The sequence below is a fragment of the Kitasatospora sp. NPDC059673 genome (genome assembly GCF_042734215.1).
Classification (GTDB): Bacteria; Actinomycetota; Actinomycetes; order Streptomycetales; family Streptomycetaceae; genus Kitasatospora.
The window spans coordinates 211,254-230,156 of record NZ_JBHWEN010000001.1 but is presented as its reverse complement, the minus strand read 5'-3'; the positions used below and the strand labels follow the sequence as shown (position 1 = coordinate 230,156).

At 74.4% G+C, this 18,903-nt stretch carries 18 protein-coding genes; 9 read left to right on the top strand and 9 right to left on the bottom strand.

Annotation, left to right across the window (positions count from 1 at the left end; translation table 11 throughout):
- Positions 1-4: 4 nt before the first annotated feature.
- From ACFV18_RS00925 to ACFV18_RS00900, 6 genes are all read right to left on the bottom strand, one after another.
- A complete protein-coding gene (locus ACFV18_RS00925; RefSeq protein ID WP_380478033.1) occupies positions 5-889 on the bottom strand; it encodes a class I SAM-dependent methyltransferase in 885 nt (294 codons plus the stop codon).
- Positions 886-2,364, bottom strand: coding sequence for a 4-hydroxyphenylacetate 3-hydroxylase N-terminal domain-containing protein (locus tag ACFV18_RS00920; protein ID WP_380478032.1), 1,479 nt, complete (start codon positions 2,362-2,364; stop codon positions 886-888). Before ACFV18_RS00920 ends, ACFV18_RS00925 begins: the two co-directional genes overlap by 4 nt.
- Positions 2,361-2,942, bottom strand: coding sequence for a flavin reductase family protein (locus tag ACFV18_RS00915; RefSeq protein WP_380478031.1), 582 nt, complete (start codon positions 2,940-2,942; stop codon positions 2,361-2,363). The genes ACFV18_RS00920 and ACFV18_RS00915 overlap by 4 nt, the downstream gene beginning before the upstream one ends.
- Positions 2,939-4,771, bottom strand: coding sequence for an asparagine synthase (glutamine-hydrolyzing) (gene asnB / locus ACFV18_RS00910; RefSeq protein ID WP_380478030.1), 1,833 nt, complete (start codon positions 4,769-4,771; stop codon positions 2,939-2,941). The genes ACFV18_RS00915 and asnB overlap by 4 nt, the downstream gene beginning before the upstream one ends.
- Positions 4,771-5,517, bottom strand: coding sequence for a hypothetical protein (locus ACFV18_RS00905; RefSeq protein ID WP_380478029.1), 747 nt, complete (start codon positions 5,515-5,517; stop codon positions 4,771-4,773). The genes asnB and ACFV18_RS00905 overlap by 1 nt, the downstream gene beginning before the upstream one ends.
- A gap of 121 nt (positions 5,518-5,638) precedes the next feature.
- Positions 5,639-6,142 carry a helix-turn-helix domain-containing protein gene (locus ACFV18_RS00900; RefSeq protein WP_380478028.1) on the bottom strand — a complete coding sequence of 168 codons (504 nt, stop codon included), beginning with the start codon at positions 6,140-6,142 and terminating at the stop codon, positions 5,639-5,641.
- Between the two features lie 70 nt (positions 6,143-6,212).
- On the opposite strand from ACFV18_RS00900, the gene def reads away from it, so the two are divergent.
- On the top strand, positions 6,213-6,860 hold the full coding sequence (gene def, locus ACFV18_RS00895; RefSeq protein WP_380478027.1) for a peptide deformylase: 648 nt from the start codon (positions 6,213-6,215) through the stop codon (positions 6,858-6,860).
- Positions 6,861-6,866: 6 nt separating this feature from the next.
- On the opposite strand, the gene ACFV18_RS00890 is transcribed toward def, so the two are convergent.
- On the bottom strand, positions 6,867-6,998 hold the full coding sequence (locus ACFV18_RS00890; protein ID WP_380478026.1) for a hypothetical protein: 132 nt from the start codon (positions 6,996-6,998) through the stop codon (positions 6,867-6,869).
- Positions 6,999-7,160: 162 nt separating this feature from the next.
- Here ACFV18_RS00890 and ACFV18_RS00885 point away from each other — a divergent pair, with 162 nt between their 5' ends.
- Positions 7,161-7,358 (top strand): UTRA domain-containing protein, encoded by a 198-nt coding sequence (locus ACFV18_RS00885; RefSeq protein WP_380478025.1) that lies wholly within the window; start codon positions 7,161-7,163, stop codon positions 7,356-7,358.
- Between the two features lie 113 nt (positions 7,359-7,471).
- Here ACFV18_RS00885 and ACFV18_RS00880 read toward each other — a convergent pair whose 3' ends face one another.
- The gene (locus ACFV18_RS00880; protein WP_380478024.1) at positions 7,472-7,951 is read right to left on the bottom strand and encodes a hypothetical protein; all 480 of its coding nucleotides are present in this window, start codon (positions 7,949-7,951) and stop codon (positions 7,472-7,474) included.
- A 546-nt stretch (positions 7,952-8,497) separates the two neighbouring features.
- Between ACFV18_RS00880 and ACFV18_RS00875 the strand changes: the two genes are divergently transcribed.
- The 3 genes from ACFV18_RS00875 (at position 8,498) to ACFV18_RS00865 (ending at position 12,139) form a co-directional block, all read left to right on the top strand.
- Entirely contained in the window at positions 8,498-9,253 is a 756-nt protein-coding gene (locus ACFV18_RS00875) for an ABC transporter ATP-binding protein (protein WP_380478023.1), read from the top strand.
- Positions 9,247-11,658, top strand: a complete 2,412-nt coding sequence (locus ACFV18_RS00870; protein ID WP_380478022.1) for an FtsX-like permease family protein — start codon at positions 9,247-9,249, stop codon at positions 11,656-11,658. Before ACFV18_RS00875 ends, ACFV18_RS00870 begins: the two co-directional genes overlap by 7 nt.
- 154 nt (positions 11,659-11,812) lie before the next feature.
- Positions 11,813-12,139, top strand: a complete 327-nt coding sequence (locus tag ACFV18_RS00865) for a CU044_2847 family protein (protein ID WP_380478021.1) — start codon at positions 11,813-11,815, stop codon at positions 12,137-12,139.
- Between the two features lie 228 nt (positions 12,140-12,367).
- On the opposite strand, the gene ACFV18_RS00860 is transcribed toward ACFV18_RS00865, so the two are convergent.
- The gene (locus tag ACFV18_RS00860; RefSeq protein ID WP_380478020.1) at positions 12,368-13,213 is read right to left on the bottom strand and encodes a LuxR C-terminal-related transcriptional regulator; all 846 of its coding nucleotides are present in this window, start codon (positions 13,211-13,213) and stop codon (positions 12,368-12,370) included.
- Positions 13,214-13,788: 575 nt separating this feature from the next.
- Between ACFV18_RS00860 and ACFV18_RS00855 the strand changes: the two genes are divergently transcribed.
- From ACFV18_RS00855 to ACFV18_RS00840, 4 genes are read left to right on the top strand one after another with little or no spacing between them, the layout of a single operon-like run.
- A complete protein-coding gene (locus ACFV18_RS00855; RefSeq protein WP_380478019.1) occupies positions 13,789-14,736 on the top strand; it encodes an ABC transporter permease in 948 nt (315 codons plus the stop codon).
- A 4-nt stretch (positions 14,737-14,740) separates the two neighbouring features.
- Entirely contained in the window at positions 14,741-16,450 is a 1,710-nt protein-coding gene (locus ACFV18_RS00850) for an ATP-binding cassette domain-containing protein (protein ID WP_380478018.1), read from the top strand.
- Entirely contained in the window at positions 16,447-17,289 is an 843-nt protein-coding gene (locus tag ACFV18_RS00845; protein WP_380478017.1) for an ABC transporter ATP-binding protein, read from the top strand. Before ACFV18_RS00850 ends, ACFV18_RS00845 begins: the two co-directional genes overlap by 4 nt.
- Positions 17,286-18,890, top strand: a complete 1,605-nt coding sequence (locus ACFV18_RS00840) for an ABC transporter substrate-binding protein (protein WP_380478016.1) — start codon at positions 17,286-17,288, stop codon at positions 18,888-18,890. Before ACFV18_RS00845 ends, ACFV18_RS00840 begins: the two co-directional genes overlap by 4 nt.
- The last annotated feature ends 13 nt before the right edge of the window (positions 18,891-18,903 follow it).

The following is an 18,903-nucleotide window of genomic DNA, read 5'->3' as shown; positions in this document are numbered from 1 at the left end:
CAGCCTAGGTGCGTGGCGGGCGGCTTCCGGTTCCTGAAACAAACTCCTCATGTGCCGTCAACTCCCAGAGCCGGACCGGCATGTGGCTGACCTGACCGCGGGTGTCCTGGCGGCGCCACGCGGCGGCCCCGACGGCCCGGTAGAAGTCGGCGCGGCGTTCCACGGGCAGCACCCGGGCGTAGTAGTCGCCGAAGGTCGCGGCGTGGAAGTGCTCGTACTGCGCGGCCGAGTCGACCGTCACGATCGCGTCCCGTTCGGCGTGGCCGGCGAGGCGCAGGTGCGGGGCGAGGACGGCGATCAGGTCGTCGACGGTGCGGGTGCGGGTGGCGATCGGCAGGACGCCGTGCGCGGCGAGCAGCGCGGGGACGTCGGCGGCGGGGGTGCCGAGCGCGGTGAGTGCCTCGCGGACCAACTCGTCCTCGCCGCCCAGGCCGTGGGCGTCGCGGGCCGGGTGGTAGGTGGTGAGCAGGAAGCGTCCGCCGGGGGCGAGGTGGGTGGCGACCCAGGCGAAGATCCGGTCCTCGTCCGGGTACAGCCAGTGCAGCACCGAGGTCTGGGTGATCACCTGGGCGCGGTACGGGAGTTGCTCGGGTGCGGTGAGGTCGGCGGAGTGCAGGACGGCCCGGTCGCCGTACGGGGCGAGCCGCTCGGTGGCTTCGGCGATCCGGTGTGCGGAGCGTTCCAGGCCGACGGCGAGGCGCAGCGAGGGGAAGCGGTCCAGGGCGGTGGCGAGCAGCTGGCCGATGCCGCTGCCCAGGTCGATCAGCGTCTCGGGGGTGCCGGTGACGCGGTCCAACACCCAGTCACGGTCCTGGACTTGGCGCAGGCGGCTGGCGTCGGCGTACCCGGCGAGGGTGCGGGCCTGGATCTCGACGGCGGACGGGCTCACGCGCGGGCCTCCTGAGCGTTGGCGGTGGGGTCGTCGAGCAGGGCGAGCAGGCGGGCCCTGGTCGCGGACTGGTCGTAGCGGTGGAAGACGGTGATGCGGTTGCGGGCGAGGTCGCCGCGGTGGACGTATTCGTACAGGTCCTGGCGCTGGCCGAAGCCGTCCCCGGTGAGCTCCCAGGCCAGCCTGAACAGGCGGGACTTGAGGGTGACACCGATGTCACGTCCGCGCATGTACCGGTCCAGGTGCGGGCGCAGCCGCGGGTTGGCGAGGTCGCCGGGGGAGGGCTGCATGAGCAGGCCGGAGGCGCCGATCTTCCGGACGATCTCGACGGCGTGGCCCGCGACTTCGGCGGACCAGACCCGGGAGGCGAAGGTGTCGCCGGGGGCGAACAGGCCGGCGTCGGTGAGGGCGCCGCGGTTCTCGGCCGCGTCGAGGAAGTACTCGGTGAGCTCGGCGTACCCGGCGAGTCGGCCCAAGTTCTCCTGGATGTTGCGGAATTGGCTGACGCCGATCGACTCGGCGAGCAGCGTGGCGGTGGCCAGCAGGGTGCGCAGGCGCTCCCGGTAGCGGATGTGGCCGACGTACGCGCTCCAGGCGTTGATCCGGGCCAGGCCGCGGCGGGCGAGGTCGGCGTCGCGGAGCAGGAACACCCGGTCCCACGGCACCAGGACGTCGTCGAAGAACAGCATCGCGTCCTGCTCGTCGTAGCGGGCGCCGAGCGGGTGTCCGTGCCCCCACGGGGCGGCGCCGAGCGGTTCGCGGGCCAGGGTGATCAGGCCGGGGGTGTTCAGCGGCAGGGCGAACCACACCACGAACTGCTCGGCCCGGCCCTGGGCGAAGGACGCCGACAGGTACACCAGCACCTCGTGCGCCAGCGGAGCGAGCGTGGTGAGCTGCTTGGCGCCGCGCACCACGATGCCCTGCTCGTTCTCCGACAGGACGCGCAGCGCCAGGTCGGGATCGTCCAGCGGGTTCGCCGACCGGTCGATCTGCGGGTCGCCCAGCGCGTGCGAGAGCACCAGGTCGTTCTGCGCGCAATGCCGGTACCAGGCTTCGGCGTTGGCCCCGAACCGGGGGTCGGCGGTGGCCAGTTGGTGGCGGAAGTCGTGCACGCCGACGGCGATCGAGGCCATGAAGGCGGGGGAGCGGCCCTGTTGGCCGAGCGCCTCGGCGTGCCAGAACTCGGCGCTGCGGCGCTGGACGCGCAACTCCTCCAGGCTGGTGGGCGGTTGGTAGGCGCGGGCCAGCCGCCGGCCGGTCTCCGGGTCCTTGAAGGTGAGCAACTCGCGGTGCTCGGGCCGGTGCTGGAGGTCGAGCAGGCGGGCGAGTTCCTCGGCGGCGGGCCGGAACGCCGGGTGGACGGCGGGGTTGGCGACGCGCCGGCCGTCCAGGTACAGCTCGCGGCCGTCGTCGAGTTCGGCCAGGTAGCGGGCGCCGGTGAGCAGGCCTCGCGGCTCCGGGGGCGGCAGGGTCATGCGTCAACTCCTTGCGCGGGGCGGTTGGTTGGGGTGATCTCGGGGCCGAGTTGCCGGTAGCGGGCGGCGTGGTGCAGCAGCGGGCGGCCGGTGCCCTCGCCGGCCGTGAGAGCGTCGCCGACCGTGAGGGTCTCGCCGGCCGTGAGGGCCTCGCCGACCAGCAACAGGTGGTCGCCGACCGGGAGTTCGGCGTACAGCCGGGCGTCGAACCAGGCCGGCGCGCCGACCGGTACGGGCCCGCCGGTCGGGTCGGCGAGGGTGGCCAGGTCGGTGAAGCGGCCGATCGCCCGGCCCGCGCCCGGGGTGGCGAACCGGCTTGCCAGCGCCGCCTGTTGCTCGCCCAGGACGGCGACGGCGAAGCGTCCCGCCGCGCGTACCGCGGCCGTCAGCGGGCTGTGCGGGGAGACGGCGACGCCGATCAGTGGCGGGTCGAGCGAGAGGGTGCTGAAGGAGGAGACGGTCTTCGCGTACTCGACGCCCGCCCAGCGGACGGTGAGCACGGCGACGCCGGTCGGCCAGTGCCGGGCGGCCGAACGGAACGCGGTCTCGGTGAGCGCCGCACGGGCGGGCGCGCTCACCGCAGGCCGACCCGGTAGGCGCGCAGCCACTCGTCGACCTGCACCAGGTGGTCCAGGCCGCCGACCGGGTTCGGCGCGGTGCGGGGGCCGGGCAGCGGCCGGCCCTCGGCGAGGTGGCGGCGCACCAACTCCCGGTCCACCAGGTCGAACACCGGCGCGGCCGGGTCGGCCAGCAGCTCGTGGGCGCGGGCGGTCAGCACCTCGGTGTAGCGCACCGCCGGGGTGGACGGGTAACCGGATTTGGGACGGTCCGCCACCTGCGGCGGCAGCAGGTCGCGCACCGCGTCCCGCAGCAGCCCCTTCGGGCGGCCACCGGGGGACTTCAACTCCCATGGCACGTTCCACAGATACTCCACCAGCCGGTGGTCGCAGAACGGCACCCGCACCTCCAGCCCGACCGACATCGACACCCGGTCCACCCGGTCCAGCAGCGGCGGCAGCCAGCGGGTCAGCGCCAGGTGGAAGGTCTCCCGCACCTTCGCCGCCGCCGGGTCCTCGCCGTCCAGTCGGGGCACCGAGGCGAGAGCGCCGCGGTACGCGGCCTCGGTGTACTCGGCCGGCCGGACCTCGGCGCGCACCTCCGGGCGCAGCAGCGCGGCCGGGGTGGCGCGGCCGTGCAGCCAGGGGAAGGTGCCGGAGGCGAGTGCCGGGGCGTCGTGGAAGTACGGGTAGCCGCCGAAGACTTCGTCCGCCGCCTCGCCGGACAGTGCGACCGTGGAGCGGCGGCGCACCTCGCGGAACAGCAGGTGCAGCGAGGCGTCCATCTCGCCCCAGCCGGGCCGGTCGCGGGCCCGCAGCACGGCGGCGCGGGCGTCCAGCAGGTCGTCGTCGGGGATCAGCACGCTGGTGTGCACAGTGCCGATGTGCGCGGCGGCGGCCTGCACGAACGGGGCGTCCTGGCCGGTGCGCCAGGCGTCGGGGGCGCGGTCGGCGCTGCCGGGGAAGTCCACCGAGAAGCTGGTGATCTTCTCCTGGCCGTTCCGTTCCCGGGCGGCCGCCGCCAGGGCGGTGATCGCCGAGGAGTCGACGCCGCCGGACAGCAGCGTGCACAGCGGGACGTCGCTGACCAACTGCCGCTCCACCGCGTCCGCGAGCAGCGCCCGCACGGTGGCCCGGGTGGTCCGCTCGTCGTCCAGGTGCGGGGCCGACTCCAATTGCCAGTACGGGAGTTCGCTGATCGCCCGACGGGTGGCCAGCACCAGGTGCCCGGGCCGGACCTCCCGCAGGCCGCGGAACAGGCCGTGCCCGGCGGTCGGCGCGGCCGGGAGGGCGAACAGCTCCGCGATGCCGGAGGCGTCCAACTCGGCGGGCAGCAAAGGGTTTGCGAGCACGGCCTTCGGCTCGGAGCCGAACAGTACGCCGCCGCCCGCGAGTTGGTGCCAGTAGAGCGGCTTGATGCCCAAGTGGTCGCGCACCAGCAGGAGTTCCTCGCGCAGGGCGTCCCACAGCGCGTACCCGAAGATCCCGTTGAACCGGGCCGGCGCCCGGTGGCCCCACTGGAGGTGCGCGCGGAGCACCACCTCGGTGTCCGAGCGGGTCCGGAACACGTGCCCGTGCGACTCCAACTCGGCCCGCAGCTCACGGTGGTTGTACAGCTCGCCGTTGTACGCCAGCACCGCCCGGACCGGCTCGCCGTCGGTGAACGGCTGCAGCCCGCCCGCCAGGTCGATCACCGCCAGCCGGGTGTGGCCCAGCGCCGCGTGCCGCGACAGCCACACCCCGTCGGCGTCCGGCCCCCGGCAGTCCAGCGTCCGCGTCATCCGGCGGACCGTCTCCGCGTGCGGCCGCAGATCCTCCGCCCAGTCCAGCCAGCCCGTCACTCCGCACATCAGGATGCCCCCGTCGTCCCGTCGGTTGCTGTGTCGACGCTCGCCTCCCAGTGGCAGCCGTGGCCGGCCGGCCCCGAGAGCAGGCGGTGCGCCGGGCGGAAGCCCTTGGCGCGGATGTTCGCGGACAGCGCGTGCGTGCAGTACGTGCACGGCGAGGCGAGCGTGAGCGTCACCCCGCTGCGACGGGCCTGCTCGCGGTAGTCCCAGATCGCGCAGTGCGTGATGGTCAGCGCCGCGCGCTGCGGGCCCGGCGGCCGCGCGTCGTCGAACTCGTAGTCGGAGCCGTACAGTTCGGCCTGCCGGGCGATCCGGTGGATCGGATCCGCCGCACCCCGGCCGTGGTCCGGCTCGACGGCGCGGTGCACCTCCGCGTTGGACGCCGCCCACGCCGCGAGCACCCGCTCGCCGTAGTGCCGCACCAGGAACCGCTCCATCAGCGCCTGCCCGCGGAAGAACAACCGCTGCCACTGCGCGGACGGCGCGGCCCCGTCCGGCAGATCGGCGAAGATCTCGCCCTGCAAGGCGAACCACTCCGCGAGCTGCGGCTGATCGCCGAGACTCACCAGGTACCTGGTCAGCCCCGCCTCGGCCTCGTGCAGGCGCCGCCGCCAGAGCGCGGAGCGCTCGCCGTCCGTCATCGACCGGTACGGCGAGCGCCAACTCTCCGCTGCCTCTTGTTGTTCCTTGTCCACCGGCAGGAGTGCGACCCCGTCCGGCCCCGTCCTGCGCTCGGGTACGACGCCCATCGGTGCTCTCCCTCCGACCCGTGCGGCTGCGTCCTGCCCGCCACGCTAGGCAGCACCCACCGGGCCCCAGAAGCCCCGAACGGATCCCCCCGGGGCGACCTTCGTCGCCTCCGCGGTGCCCTCAGCCGGGCAGCAGCGGAACGATCCGGGCGGCTGCGGCGTACGGCCGGGCGTTGCGCGGACGGTGCTCCCGGTCGGCGTACCTGTTGAGCAACTTCCGTACCGCTCGGTCGAGTTCTTCGGCCTCCGCGGGCGTCAGGTGCAGCACCGCCGTGAACGGTTCGGCGGCCTCGGCAGTCTCGGCGGCCTCGGGGGTCTGGGCGGTTTCGGTGGTCGCGTGGACGGGGTGCGGCGCGGGCGTGGCGTCGGTCTCCCAGCGCAGGCGCCACGGACGGGCGCGGCCGCCCTGCGGGACTTCCTCGACCAGGCCGTAGCGGGCCAACTGCCGCAGGTGGAACGAGCACAGCCCCGAGCTGAGGCCGAGCCGCGCGGCGGCCTCGGTCGAGGTCACGGTGCCGGCCTCGGCCAGCAGATCGAGCAGGGCGATCCGGACGGGGTGGTCGGGCAGTGGCCGCCGGACGCCCGGCGGCAGGGGGCTGGGGCTCTCGCGAATCTCATCAGTCACTTTGCAAAGCGTGCTACTTTGCAGAGCAAATGACAAGCCGTCAGTCCGACAGCCGATTTGAGGTACCCCCATGGCCGATGCCCCACAGGACCGCCGGGTCCGCGTCCAGGGCGAACCCGTCGACGCCTACCCGGCGCTCGCCCCCGAGACCGTGCGCGGCGCGGTCCGCCGGATCACCGTGGTCGGCGAGCCCGTCCTGCACCGCCGCTGCCGCCCCGTCACCGAGTTCGGCACCCCCGAACTCGCCCGCCTCGTCGACGACATGTTCGCCACCAACCACATCGCCGAGGGCGCCGGCCTGGCCGCCAATCAGATCGACGTCGACCTCCAGCTCTTCATCTGGGACATCACCGACGACTGGGGCGTGCGCCACGTCGGCCACCTCGCCAACCCCGTCCTGGAGGAGACCCCCGCCACCCACCGCCGCCTGCTCGAAGAACCCGAAGGCTGCCTCTCCGTCCCCGGCCCCCACCGCGAACTCGCCCGCCCCGACCATGCCGTTGCCCACGGCTTCGACCTCCACGGCCGCCCTCTCACCATCGAGGGCCACGGCTACTTCGCCCGCTGCCTCCAGCACGAGACCGACCACCTCCACGGCCGCCTCTACCTCGACCGCCTCCCCGCCCGCGCCCGCAAGTCCGCCCTCCGCGAGATGGCCGACCGCCAGGCGGACGTCTTCGCCCGCCGCGCCGCGAACGCGTCCCGCCTCGGAAAATAGCCCTGCTCAGTCGTCACCGATGACGCCGTCGCGGACCTCGCGCCAGCGCAGGGAGTCCCGGATGCCGGAGCCGTCCCGGGTGGGCCAGCCGGTGCCGGTGATGGGGAACGTCCCACCTGCGGCCTGAACGTCGATCACCTTGCCCAGCGCGTGGGTGGGACGGCGGACCTGCAACCCGCTGCGGAGCCCGGGGTCCGCCCCGATCGGGTGGACGTCACGAGGACCGGCGTGCCACGGTCTGTGGGGCAGAGGTGTTCGGTGAAGGAGAGATGACGGTCCGGGACGGCTCTGGCCGCCGTAGTGGCCGGCACCGATCTCCGCCTCCCCAGGGGCACGCCGGTGCTTCGCATTCTGCGGACCGCCGCCGCCCCCGACGGGACCGTGGTGGAGGTCAATGACACCCGCATGTCGGCCGATGCGTACGAGATCGGATACCCGGTCACCCGCCACCCCACTGCGGCGCACCAGGGCGAGGGCGGGGTGGCCACCGGCAGGTGAGACGTGGTGGACCGGCTCGGCCGTCACCGCCCGAGTGTTCCGTGCGCCGGTAGGCCGTCGGGCCCTGCGTTCTGGCGGTGGCCGGGAGACGGCCGCTCGGCGCCAGGGCTGGGTCAGTAGCCGTTGCCGGTCGGTGTGGTGGCGGTGGTGGCGGTGGCCGGTGGCTGCGAGCCTGTCCCGCCCCCGCCGACCTGGATGTGGGCGTCCATGCCGAGGGCCTTGTGGCCGTCGATCGGGCACCAGAGTTCGTAACTGCCCTGCTGGAGTGTGACGGTGAACTGCGCGTCGCCGCCCGGGGGGATGGTCGAGGTCTGCGTGGTGGAGACGCCGGGGCCCGAGATGGCCAGCGCGTGGTCCGTCGTTCCGGCGTTGTGGGCGACGAACGTGTGGCTGCCGGGCGTGAGTTGCGTCTGGGAGAAGGTGAGGGAGTACTCCTTCTCGGTCACCGTGACGGTCGCCGACGGCCCGCCGCCCGTGGGGCTGCCCGCTGCGGCAGGAGGCTTGCCGCTGCTGCCGCATCCGGTGGCGGCGGTCAGCAGGGCGGCTGCGAGCAGGGTGGGGGTGAGAAGCCTGGAGCGGCGTACGGGGGTCATGGTCATCGCCTCCTTTTGGGGACGAGACTGGGTCACCCGGTCGGACAACCGGCCGCGACACTCCCGCCCCACGGGGCCGGCCACCCGATCAGCGGCCACGTCGGCGACGATCCGGCCCCGGGCGGTGCCGCGGTCGATGACGTGATCGCGGACGAGGGAGGGTCGTCCTCGCCCACCGGACCGCCCTGCGGGACAACGGCCACGGCCTGTCGGCGGTGGCAGTCCTGATGTGCCGGCGCGGTCCTGAACACCTGCCCCCCGGTTCGGAGTTCGACCGCAGGGGCAGCGTTCGGGGACACCTCCGCCGGCCGCCCGACTCCCGCACCGCCGCCGACCGCGATGCGCCCGCGAACTGGCCGTCACGGGACTGCTGTTGGCGGACAGTGCGGTCGCCTCCTGTGGCGCTGTGCTGTGTGACGGGCGGGAGCCGGTCGTGGCGCCGACCCTGGTGGCCGTCAGGGGTGGTTCAGGGGCGGGATCAGGGGGCTTCCCGGAGGTGCCGGGGAGGGGCGGGGGCCTAGCGTCCGGTCGGTGAACAGTGATGGTGTGACGCGGGAGCAAGTGGTGCGGCTGGCCGGGGTGCGGCGGGCGTACCGGCGGGGCGAGGGGGTGGTGCGGGCGCTGGACGGGGTGGACGCCGGGTTCGCGGCGGGGAGTTTCACGGCGGTGATGGGGCCGTCGGGGTCGGGGAAGTCGACGCTGTTGCTCTGTGCGGCGGGGCTGGAGCCGGTCGATGCGGGGGAGGTGCTGCTGGACGGTTCGCCCGTGCACCGGATGTCGGAGCGGGCGCTGACCGAACTGCGCCGGGAGCAACTGGGGTTCGTGTTCCAGTCGTTCAATCTGGTTCCAGTACTGACTGCCCGTCAGAATGTCGAGCTGCCACTGCGGTTGGCCGGGCGGCCGATCGATCCGGTGGAGATCGACCGGCGGTTGGCCGAGGTCGGTCTGGGGGAGCGTGGCAACCACCGGCCCGCCGAGCTGTCGGGTGGGCAGCAGCAACGGGTGGCGATCGCACGGGCGTTGGCCGCCGGGCCGAAGGTGATCTTCGCGGACGAGCCGACCGGCGCCCTGGACTCGCGCGCGGCGCGGGCGGTGCTGGCGCTGCTGCGCGAGGTGGTGGAGCGACATGGTCGGACGGTGGTCATGGTGACGCACGACCCGGTGGCGGCCTCGTACGCCCAGCGGGTGCTGTTCCTCGCGGACGGGCGGGTGGTCGGCGAGCTGCACGAGCCGACGGCGGAGGCGGTCGCGTTGCGGATGGCCGCGCTGGAGCCGGGCGAGGCGGGGGAGCAGGCGTGTTGAGGCTGGCGGCGGCCACGTTGAAGGGCCGCTGGACGAGCTTCCTCGGCGCGTTCGTCGCGCTCGCGCTCGGCACCACGATGATCGGAACCATGGCGCTGGTCCTGACCGCGACCTTCGGCACCCCGCACCCCGGCCCGCAGCGCTTCCGGGAGGCGGGCACGGTCGTCGCCCCGGCAGGCTTCGGGGGACGGCCGATGAAGGCCCCGGCGGTGCTGGACGCCGGCCTGGTACGGCAGTTGACCGAAGCCGGCGCCACCGCCGACCGCAGCTTCCCGGTCCGGATCGACGGCGACGCCACCGGCCACCCGTGGTCCTCGGCCGCGTTCGCCGGCTACCGGCTGCGCGCCGGACGTCCGCCGCTGGCACCCGAGGAGACCGTGCTGAGCGGCGCGGGGGCGGAGCTGATCGGGCGGCAGGTGGAGACGGGGGCCGGACGCTACCGGGTGGTCGGCGTCACCGAGGGGCGCTGGTTCGAGCGGGCCGCGTTCTTCACCGACGCCGAGGCGCAGCGCCTGTCGCCCGGAGTCAACGCCCTGGTGAGCAACCTGACGGACACTCGGCTGCGCGAGCTGGTCGGTGACCGGGCCGTCGTGCTGGCCGGTCGGGACCGGACCCGGCTCGACCCCGACGACACCGGCGGCGCGCAGGCGCTGGCCAATGCGCAGGCGATGGCGGGGAGTACCACCGGACTGGCCGTCTGCGTGGCCGTGTTCGTGGTCGTCGCGACCTTCGCGTTCGCCACCGAGCAGCGCCGCCGCGAACTCGCCCTGCTGCGCCTGGTCGGGGCCGCGCCCCGGCAGGTGCGGCGGTTGGTGCTCGGTGAGGCCGCGCTGATCGGTACGGCCGCCGCGCTGCTCGGCTGCGCGCTCGCGCCGCTCGCCGTGGGTCCGCTGCGCGGCTGGATGCTGCGGCACGACGTCGCCCCGTCCTGGTTCACCGTGCCCGTGCACCCGCTGCCGTTGCTGGTGGCGTTCGTGCTGGGGGTGGCCGCCGCACTGGCGGGTTCGGCGGCGACGCTGGTGCGGGTGTCGGTGATCCGCCCGGCCGAGGCGCTGCGGGAGAGCGCGGTGGAGCGGCGCGGCCGGGTGCCGGTGCGGCTGCTGCTGGGTGGTGCGCTGCTGGTCGGCGCGGTCGTCACGGGTGCCGTCCTCGCCCGGACCGAGCCGTACCTGGCGGCCAGTGCCCGCAAGTACCAGGCCGTCCCGGTGCTGTACGTCGGCGCGTTCGCGCTGCTCGCGCCGGTGGTGGTGCCGCCGCTGGTGCGGATGCTGACCTGGCCGCTGCGGCGCTCCGCGAAGGCCGGCCCGATGCTGGTGCGGGAGAACCTGCTGACCGAACGGCGGCGCACGGCCGCGACGGTGGCGCCGGTGGTGGTCGCGGTCGGGCTGGTCGGCACGCTGCTGACGGTGCAGCAGAGTGCGGACGCCGCCGTGCTGGCCCGGCAGCGCCAGCAGGTGCGGTCGGCGGACGTGGTGCTGGCGCCGCCCGGGGCGACGGGTCTGGCCGAGCGCCTGGCCGCCGTGCCCGGCCTCCGGGTCACGCCCGTGACCTCACTGAACGTCAAGATCGGTACGCCGCAGGGCGAGCAGCTCGACTCGCTGCGGGTGCAGGCGGTGCCGGCGGCGGCGTTCGGCCGGACGTTCACGCCGCCCGTGCGGGAGGGGTCGACGGCCGCGCTGCCCGCCGACTTCCTGGTGATCGACGAACACGCGGCCGAGGCCGACGGCATCGCCGTGGGCGACCACCTGGTGGCCCTGCTGCCGACGGGTGCCCGTGTTCCGGTGGTGGTCGCGGCGGTGGTGGCGCGCGGGCTCGGCGGCGACGAGGCATACCTGTCGGCGTCGCTGATCGGGGCCGCAGCGCCCACCATGCTGTACCTCGACGGGCCGGACGGTCGGTTGGACGCCGGGCAACTCGCCTCGGTCCGGGACGTGTTGGCCGGTACCAGTGCGCAACTGACCGCCCGACAGGAGCAGTTGGCGGCCGCGCACGCCCGGGCCGCCCAACAGACCGACAACGCGGCCGTGGTGATCCTCGGCGTCGCACTGGCCTACGCGCTGATCTCGGTCGCCGGGACCGTCGCCATGGCCGTGGCCGGACGCCGCCGCGAGTTCGCGCTGCTGGGGCTCGCGGGCGCGGTGCGCCGTCAGATCGTCGCCGTGACGGCCGCCGAAACCGCGATCGCCGTCCTGGCCGGAGTCGTGCTGGCCACGGCCGCCACGGCCCTCACCGCGCTGACCCAACACGTGGCACTGGCCCGCCTGTTGACCTCCCCGCACACCGCTGTCGCCTGGCCCGAGCTGCTGGCCGCCGCCGCCCTGTGCGCGGCCGTCACCCTGGCCACCGCGGCCGCCACGACCGCCCGGGCCACCCGCCGCGCGGTGGCGGGAACGAGAGGGGAGTGACGGACACCCGCCGGTCGGACCTTGATCCAACTCCCGGACGTGCCAAAGGAGTTCCGGTGCAAAGAGTCGGCGTCCCGGCCGTGCGCGTCCTACCATGACGGAGACCGGCGGCCCGCGCGGGGCCCGGCCGGCGATCCACCAGGGGAGGAATCGGGTGTACCTCAGCGTGCCCTTCGAGAGCGGCAAGGAGATCCTGGTCGAACTGCCCGAAGGCCAGGGGACGGGCGTTCTGCGGGCGAGCCGCGGCGACGCGCTGGTCGAGTCCTCGACCGAGACCTTCGAATCGGGGCTCGGCCGGGTCCGGCACGTCGCCGAAGCCCTGCTGGAACGGCTGGCGGACCTGCCCCGCAGCCCCGAACGCATCCGGGCCGAGTTCGGGATCCGCCTGACGGCCGAGGCCGGGCTCGTCGTCGCCAAGGGAACCGGTGACGCCCACTTCGTCCTGGAGCTGGAGTGGAGTCGCCCCGACGCTCAGGAGTGACCGGCACCGGACCGGCTACCCGCCGACCGTGGAGTCGCCGGCCCGCGAGTGGCCGCAGCTGCGGTCGCGACTGCTCGCCGGGAGCCGGTTTCGCGAGCTGCGGCCGTTCACCGAGCACGACGGCGCGGTGTTCCACGGGCGGCCGGGAGCCACCGGCTGCTCGAACTCCCGACCGGGCAGCACCTTCCGGTGGTCGGGGCGTCCGGGCCGGAAAGTCCTCGCGGGCGCTCAGCCCGTCAGGCCGTGCCGGACGGCGTAGAGCGCCGCGCGGAGGCGGTCGGACTGGCCGGTTTTCCGCATGGCGTGGGTGAGGTGTTTCTTGACGGTGGCCTCGGCCAGGGTGAGGCGGCGGGCGATCTCGGCGTTGCTGAGGCCGAGGGCGAGCTGGGTGAGGACCTGGCGTTCGCGGTCGGTCAGGCCGGCCTGATCGAGGGGACGTTCGGCCGGGGCGGGGTGCGGGCGCAGCGGAGTGGGGGCGGGGAGGAAGAGGGTCGCGCCCGCGGCGGCGAGCTGGACGGCGTCGATGATGCGCTCGGGCGGCAGGTCGAGCGGGAAGCAGCCGCTGCCGCCCGCCATCAGGATGCGGCTGGCCTCGGTGGTGGTCGCGGCGCGCCGCAGCAGCAGGACCCGCGCGTCGGGCGCGCCCTCGGGCCGGCGCAGTGCGGCGACGGCGGCGAGGTCGGCGTCCAGACCGGTGCCCCGCCCGGTTCCCCGGCCGAGCAGGACGAGATCGGGGCGGGCCCGGTGGACGGCGGCCACCGCGTGCGCCGCGTCGGTCGCGGTGCCGACCACCGCGAGGCCCGGATCGGGTGCGAGGACGCTGCGCAGCCCGGCGCTGACCACCGGGTGGCGTTCGACCAGGAAGATCCGGGTCGCGTCCGGCCGGTGGGTGCCGCCGGACGGGCACAGCGGGTGGCCGCAGGCGCAGGCGGGGGCGGTGTCGGTCAGCAGTTGATGGCCCGCCAGCAGGTCGAGCGGGTTGTCGATCTCGGTGTGCAGGGCGTCCAGGGTCCGGGTGCCACGCCGGGTGGGCGGGCGCAGGGCGCGGGTGGAGCCACGGGTCAGCGCGGGCACCGCACCTCCCGGCGGGAGGGCGTGACGGGGTGCGAGTGCATGGCGGATCGGTCCCCTCGAAGGCGGCGGGCCGGGGCACAGGGCCCGGCGCGGGAGGTGGGGATCGGCGGCGGCCGGACGGCGGCACGCGGATCCCGGCGGAGGACGGGCGGCCGCCGGGGCCTGGTCAGGCCCGGGGGCGGCGCACCGTGCCGGGGCGACACGTCTCGTCGAAGCACCTGCGGTGCCACGAGCCGCCGATCCCCCAGAGGGTGAAGTCGGTCCGCCGATATGCCATACCGGAAATCGTATGTAGGCCGTCGAGGGGCGGTCAAGGACGGTCCGCAGCCCCGGAGTCGGCCCCAGCGCGATACCCCGTCCCGCTGCTCCTATGACCACCGGTACCAGCATGAACGCCTGGCTGGCTGCCCACGCGCACTGTTCGCAACCCTCGTGGACAAGCCGACGGGCCGCGCCGCGAGCACCGAGCGCACCCAGGGCCGTTTGAAGACCGGCCCTGGTGCCGCCGCCCCGTCGCCGAACCGGAGGACCTGCCCGCCGATGCCCAACAGCGCCCGTCTCGACCCGAGCACCCCGTGACCCGCTTCCTGCTGCGCCGCCTGTTGCTCGCGGTACCCACCCTGCTGGGGGTGAGCGCCGTCGTGTTCGCCACCGTCGCACTCGTCCCCGGCGACCCCGTCACCGCCTTCCTCGGCCCCGGCGCACCCGCCGAGGCCCGGCACGCCCTGGCGGAACGGATCGGCCTCGACCGGCCGCTGCCCGTCCGCTACCTGGACTGGCTCGGCCACACCCTCACCGGCGACCTCGGCACCTCGACGTCCACCCAACGCCCGGTCACCGCACTGCTGTTGCCCGCCATCGGCCAGACCCTCACGCTCACCGCCGCCGCGTTCGCCCTCGTCCTGGCCGGCGGCGTCCTGCTCGGCACCCTCGGCGCGCTGCGCCCGCGCGGCCGGTGGGGACGCCTGTGCGGCGCGGCCTCCACCCTCGCCGTCTCCGCCCCCCAGTACTCGGTGGCGCTGCTGCTGATCGCGGTGTTCGCCGTCCACTGGCAACTGCTCCCGGCCGGCGGCACCCACGACGCGTTCGGTTCCGGCGGCGGGCCCGGCGACCTGCTGCGCCACCTGCTGCTGCCCGCGACCGCCGCCGCCCTCGTCCCGCTCGGCCTCACCGCGCGCGTCCACCGCGCCGCACTGTCCGCCGTCCTGGACGGCGAGCTCGCCGACGGCCTGCGCGCCCGCGGCCTGGGCCGGGCCGCGGTGCTGCGCCACTGCGCGCACAACGCCTCGCCCGCGCTGCTCACCATCGGCGGCCTGCAACTGGCCTACCTGCTGGAGGGCGTGGTCTTCGTGGAGACCCTGTTCGCCTGGCCCGGCCTCGGCCGCCTGCTCTACGACGCGCTCACCGCCCGCGACCTGCCGCTGATCCAGGGCGGGGTGCTGATCGTCGGCGCCTCCTTCGTCGGCATCAACCTGCTGGTGGACGCCGCGCACGCCGCGATCGATCCCAGAGTGCGGGGCTGAGGACATGACGACAAAACGACTTCCCGTCATCGCGCTGGTCGCAGGTGTGTTGCTGCCCGTCCTGCTGGCCGTCGCCGCGCCGCTGCTCGCGCCCGCCGACCCCACTGCCGGGCAGCTCGCCGAGCGGCTGCTCGACCCCGGCAGCGCGGGGCACCTGCTCGGCACGGACAGCCAAGGGCGGGACCTGCTCAGCCGGTTGCTGTGGGCGGCCCGGCCCTCGCTGACGGCCGGACTGCTGCCTGTCGCGGTGGCGGGCCTGGCGGGTTCGCTGCTCGGCATCGCCGCCGGGCTGGGCGGACGCGCCACCGAACAGGCGCTGCTGCGCACCCTCGACGTGCTGTACGCCTTCCCCGGCGTGCTGCTCGCCATCGCCGTCGCGTCCCTGCTCGCGCCGGGCCTCGGTGCGACGGTGCTGGCGCTGTCCGTGGTGCTCACACCTGCGGTCGCGCGGGTCGCGTTCACCGAGACGCGGCGGATTCGGGGCGCGGAGTACCTGGAGGCCGCGAGAGTCAGCGGCGCGACCTGGCCCGCGCTGGTCCTGCGCCAAGTCCTGCCGGTGGTCGCCCCCGTGGTGCTCGTCTACGCCACCTCGCTGGTCGGCCTCGCCATCGTCTACGCCGCCGGTCTCTCCTTCCTCGGCCTCGGCGTCGCCCCGCCCACCCCCGAATGGGGCGCGATGCTCGATGAACTCCGCCCCGCGATCTTCACCCACCCCTGGCTCGCCGCCATCCCCGCGCTGGTGATCCTCGCGGTCTCGGTGCTCTTCAACACCCTCGGCGAGACGCTCAGGGCGCGCGCCGGAGAGGATGCGAAACCGGGGGCGCGAGCCCGTGGGCGAGGTCGCGATCACGTGCAACTGACTGTCCCGCGTCGCGATCTGGCTGGTGGACGCGTTCCTCTTCGCGCAGTTCCCCGCGCCCCTGGTCGTGCTCTCCCTGGTCGTGCTCTCCCTGGTCGTGCACCGACCGGCGTGCTGACGATCGAGGAGCTGACGGTCGAGTACCCCGGTGGGGTGCGGGCCGTGAACGGCGTGAGCCTGGAAGTACCGGCCGGGCAGGCGCTGGTGCTGCTCGGGGAGTCCGGCAGCGGGAAGACCACGGTGGCGCGGACCATTCTCGGCCTGCCCGGGCGCGGCGCCGTCGTGCATGGGTCGGTGCGGCTCGGCGGGGCCGAGCTTCTCGGGCTGCCCGAACGGGAGTGGTCGGGTGTCCGGGGGCGGCGGATCGGCTACGTCCCGCAGGACCCGTCCGCGATCCTCGACCCGCTGCGCCGGATCGGCTCGCAGCTCGCGGAGGTGCTGCGCCGGCACGGCCTGGCCGACAGCCGGAACGCCGCCCGCGCCGCGGCTCTCCCGGTGCTCGCCGCCGCCGGGCTGCCGGACCCGGAGCGGGCCGCCGCCGCGTACCCGCACGAACTCTCCGGCGGGCTGCGGCAGCGTGCCGCGATCGCCCTCGCGGTGGCGTGCGGGCCCGAGTTGCTGATCGCGGACGAGCCGACCACCGCCCTGGACGCCCTGGTCCGGGCCCGCATCCTCGACCTGTTCACCACCCTGCGCACCCAGCAGGGCCTCGCCCTGCTGCTGGTCACCCACGATCTCTCCGCCGCCGCCCGGATCGGCGGCACCGTCGCCGTCCTTCAGCACGGCCGCCTGACCACCACCGGACCCGCCGAGACCCTACTCGTCCCGGCCGAAACGAGGGGAGCGCGCCGATGACCGTGGCGTCGAGCACCCGGGCGCCCCTGCTGCGGCTCGACGCCGTGTCGAAGAGCTGGGCGGGCCGGCCCGCCGTCAGTGGGGTGAGCCTGGAGGTGCGGGCCGGGGAGACCGTCGCGCTGGTGGGGGAGTCGGGGTCGGGGAAATCGACGCTGGCGCGGCTCGCGCTGGGGCTGCTGCGGCCGGACGGCGGGACGGTGGCGTTCGAGGGGCGGGACCCGTCCCGCCTGCGGGCGCGGGCGGACCGGGCGGTGCGGGGCAGGTTGCAGTTCGTGCCGCAGCATCCGCGCGGATCGCTCAACCCGGCGTTGCGGGCCGGCGAGGCGGTCGGGTTCGCCTTGCGGGCGCACGGCGTGCCGAGGCGTCAACGGGCCGATCGGGTCGCGGAGTTGTTCCGGCAGGTGGGTCTCGCGCCCGAGCTGGCCCGGCGGTTCCCGCGCGAGCTGTCCGGCGGCCAGCTTCAACGCGTCGCGGTGGCAAGGGCGTTGGCGACCGGACCGGCCCTGGTGGTGTGTGACGAGCCGACCTCCGCGCTCGACCCGGCCACCCAGCGGCGGCTGCTGGAGCTGCTGACCGAACTGCGCGAACGCACCGGCACCGCCTACCTGTTCGTCTCGCACGACCTGTCGGCCGTCGCCCGCTTCGCTCACCGCACCCTGGTGCTGCGCGCCGGCCGCGTGGTCGAGCAGGGCCCCACCGACACCCTCTGGAGCGATCCCCAACACCCCTACACCCAGGCCCTGTTGGCCGCCGCCGGCCCGCACGTCGCGCTGGCCGGCCCGCACCCCGCGAACGCGCCGCACACCCGTACCACCGAACCGAGCGAAGGACCGTCATGAGCACGTACATCCGCACCCGTTCCAGAGCCGCCGCGCTGGCGGCCGCCACCGTCCTGCTGGCGACGGCCGGGTGTGCCGGCCCGGACGCCGGGGCGGGGGGCGGCGCGGGTGGCGGCACGCTGGTGATCGGGGCGACCGGGAAGCTGCCGAACCTGGACACCGTGATCGGCGGCGCCGGGTTCGAGGGCAAACGCCTGCTGAGCTTCCAGATCTACGAAGGGCTCACCCGCTACGAGCTGCTGAAGGACACCGACCGGCCGCCCCAGGTGACGGGCGCGCTCGCCGAGTCCTGGCAGGTCGCGCCGGACGGGCTGACCTGGACGTTCACCCTCCGCAAGGGCGTCACGTTCCAGGACGGCACACCGTTCGACGCCGACGCGGTGCTGTTCAACCTGCACCGCTACCTGGACAAGTCCAGCCCGGAGTACACCGATGCGCTCGGCGCGGCCGCCAAGGAGTACGCGGGCGACATCGCCTCCTACCGCAAGACCGACGACGCCCACATCGAACTGGTCACCACCGCCCCCAACGGGCACTTCCCCGAAGACCTCGCGCACGTACTGATCGCCAGCCCCACCGCCGTCCGCCGCAGCGGCAGCGCCGACTTCTCCCAACACCCGGTCGGCACCGGCCCGTTCGGCTTCGTCTCGCAGACCGAGGGCCAGCAGGTCGAGCTCGCCGCCAACCGGGCGTACTGGCGTGGCGCCCCGAAGCTCGACCGGCTGATCGTCAAGGCGCTGCCCGACGCGGCGGCCCGAACCGCCGCGCTGCGCTCGGGCGGTGTCAACTGGATCGAGTACCCCAACCCCGACGACCTGGACAGCCTGAAGGCCGCCGGCGCGCAGATCCTCACCAACAGCTACGACCACCTCTGGTACTGGATCCTCGACACCACCAAGGGGCCGTGGGCGGACGTGCGGGTCCGGCAGGCAGCCAACTACGCCATCGACCGGCAGGCCGTCGCGGACAAGCTGCTGCACGGCACCGCCGACCCGGCCTACCAGGCCGCACCCCGGGCCACCGCCGCCTACGACCCGGCCGGCGACCGCTACGCCCACGACCCGTCCAAGGCGCGGCAGTTGCTGGCCGAAGCGGGCTACCCGAACGGTTTCAGCACCTCCGTGACGGTGCCCACCGGCGGCTCCGGCAACCTGCTGCCGGTGCCGATCACCGAGGCACTGCAACGCGACCTCGCCGCCGTCGGCATCAAGGTGGAGATCCGCACCACCGACTGGACCACACTGATCGGCGCCGAGGCCAAGGGCCAGGTCGCGCTCGGCTCCGACGCCATCGCCCAGTCCACCACACTGTTCCAGTCCGAGGCGCTGCTGCCGCTGTTCCTCGGCTCCAACAGCCCGTTCTGGACCGGGCATTACACCAGCCCGAAGGTTGACGGCCTGCTCGCGGGCGCCGCCGCCAACCCCGACCGAGCCGCCCGCCAGAACGACTACCGCAGCGCGCTGCGGCAGGTCACCGAGGACGCGCCGTGGCTGTTCGTGGTCAACGACCGCAACCCGCGCGCCCTCGCCCCCACCGTCCACGGCCTCGTCCAGCCGCAGTCCTGGTTCCTCGACCTCACCACCGTCCGAGTCGGTAACTGACGGACCATCAACT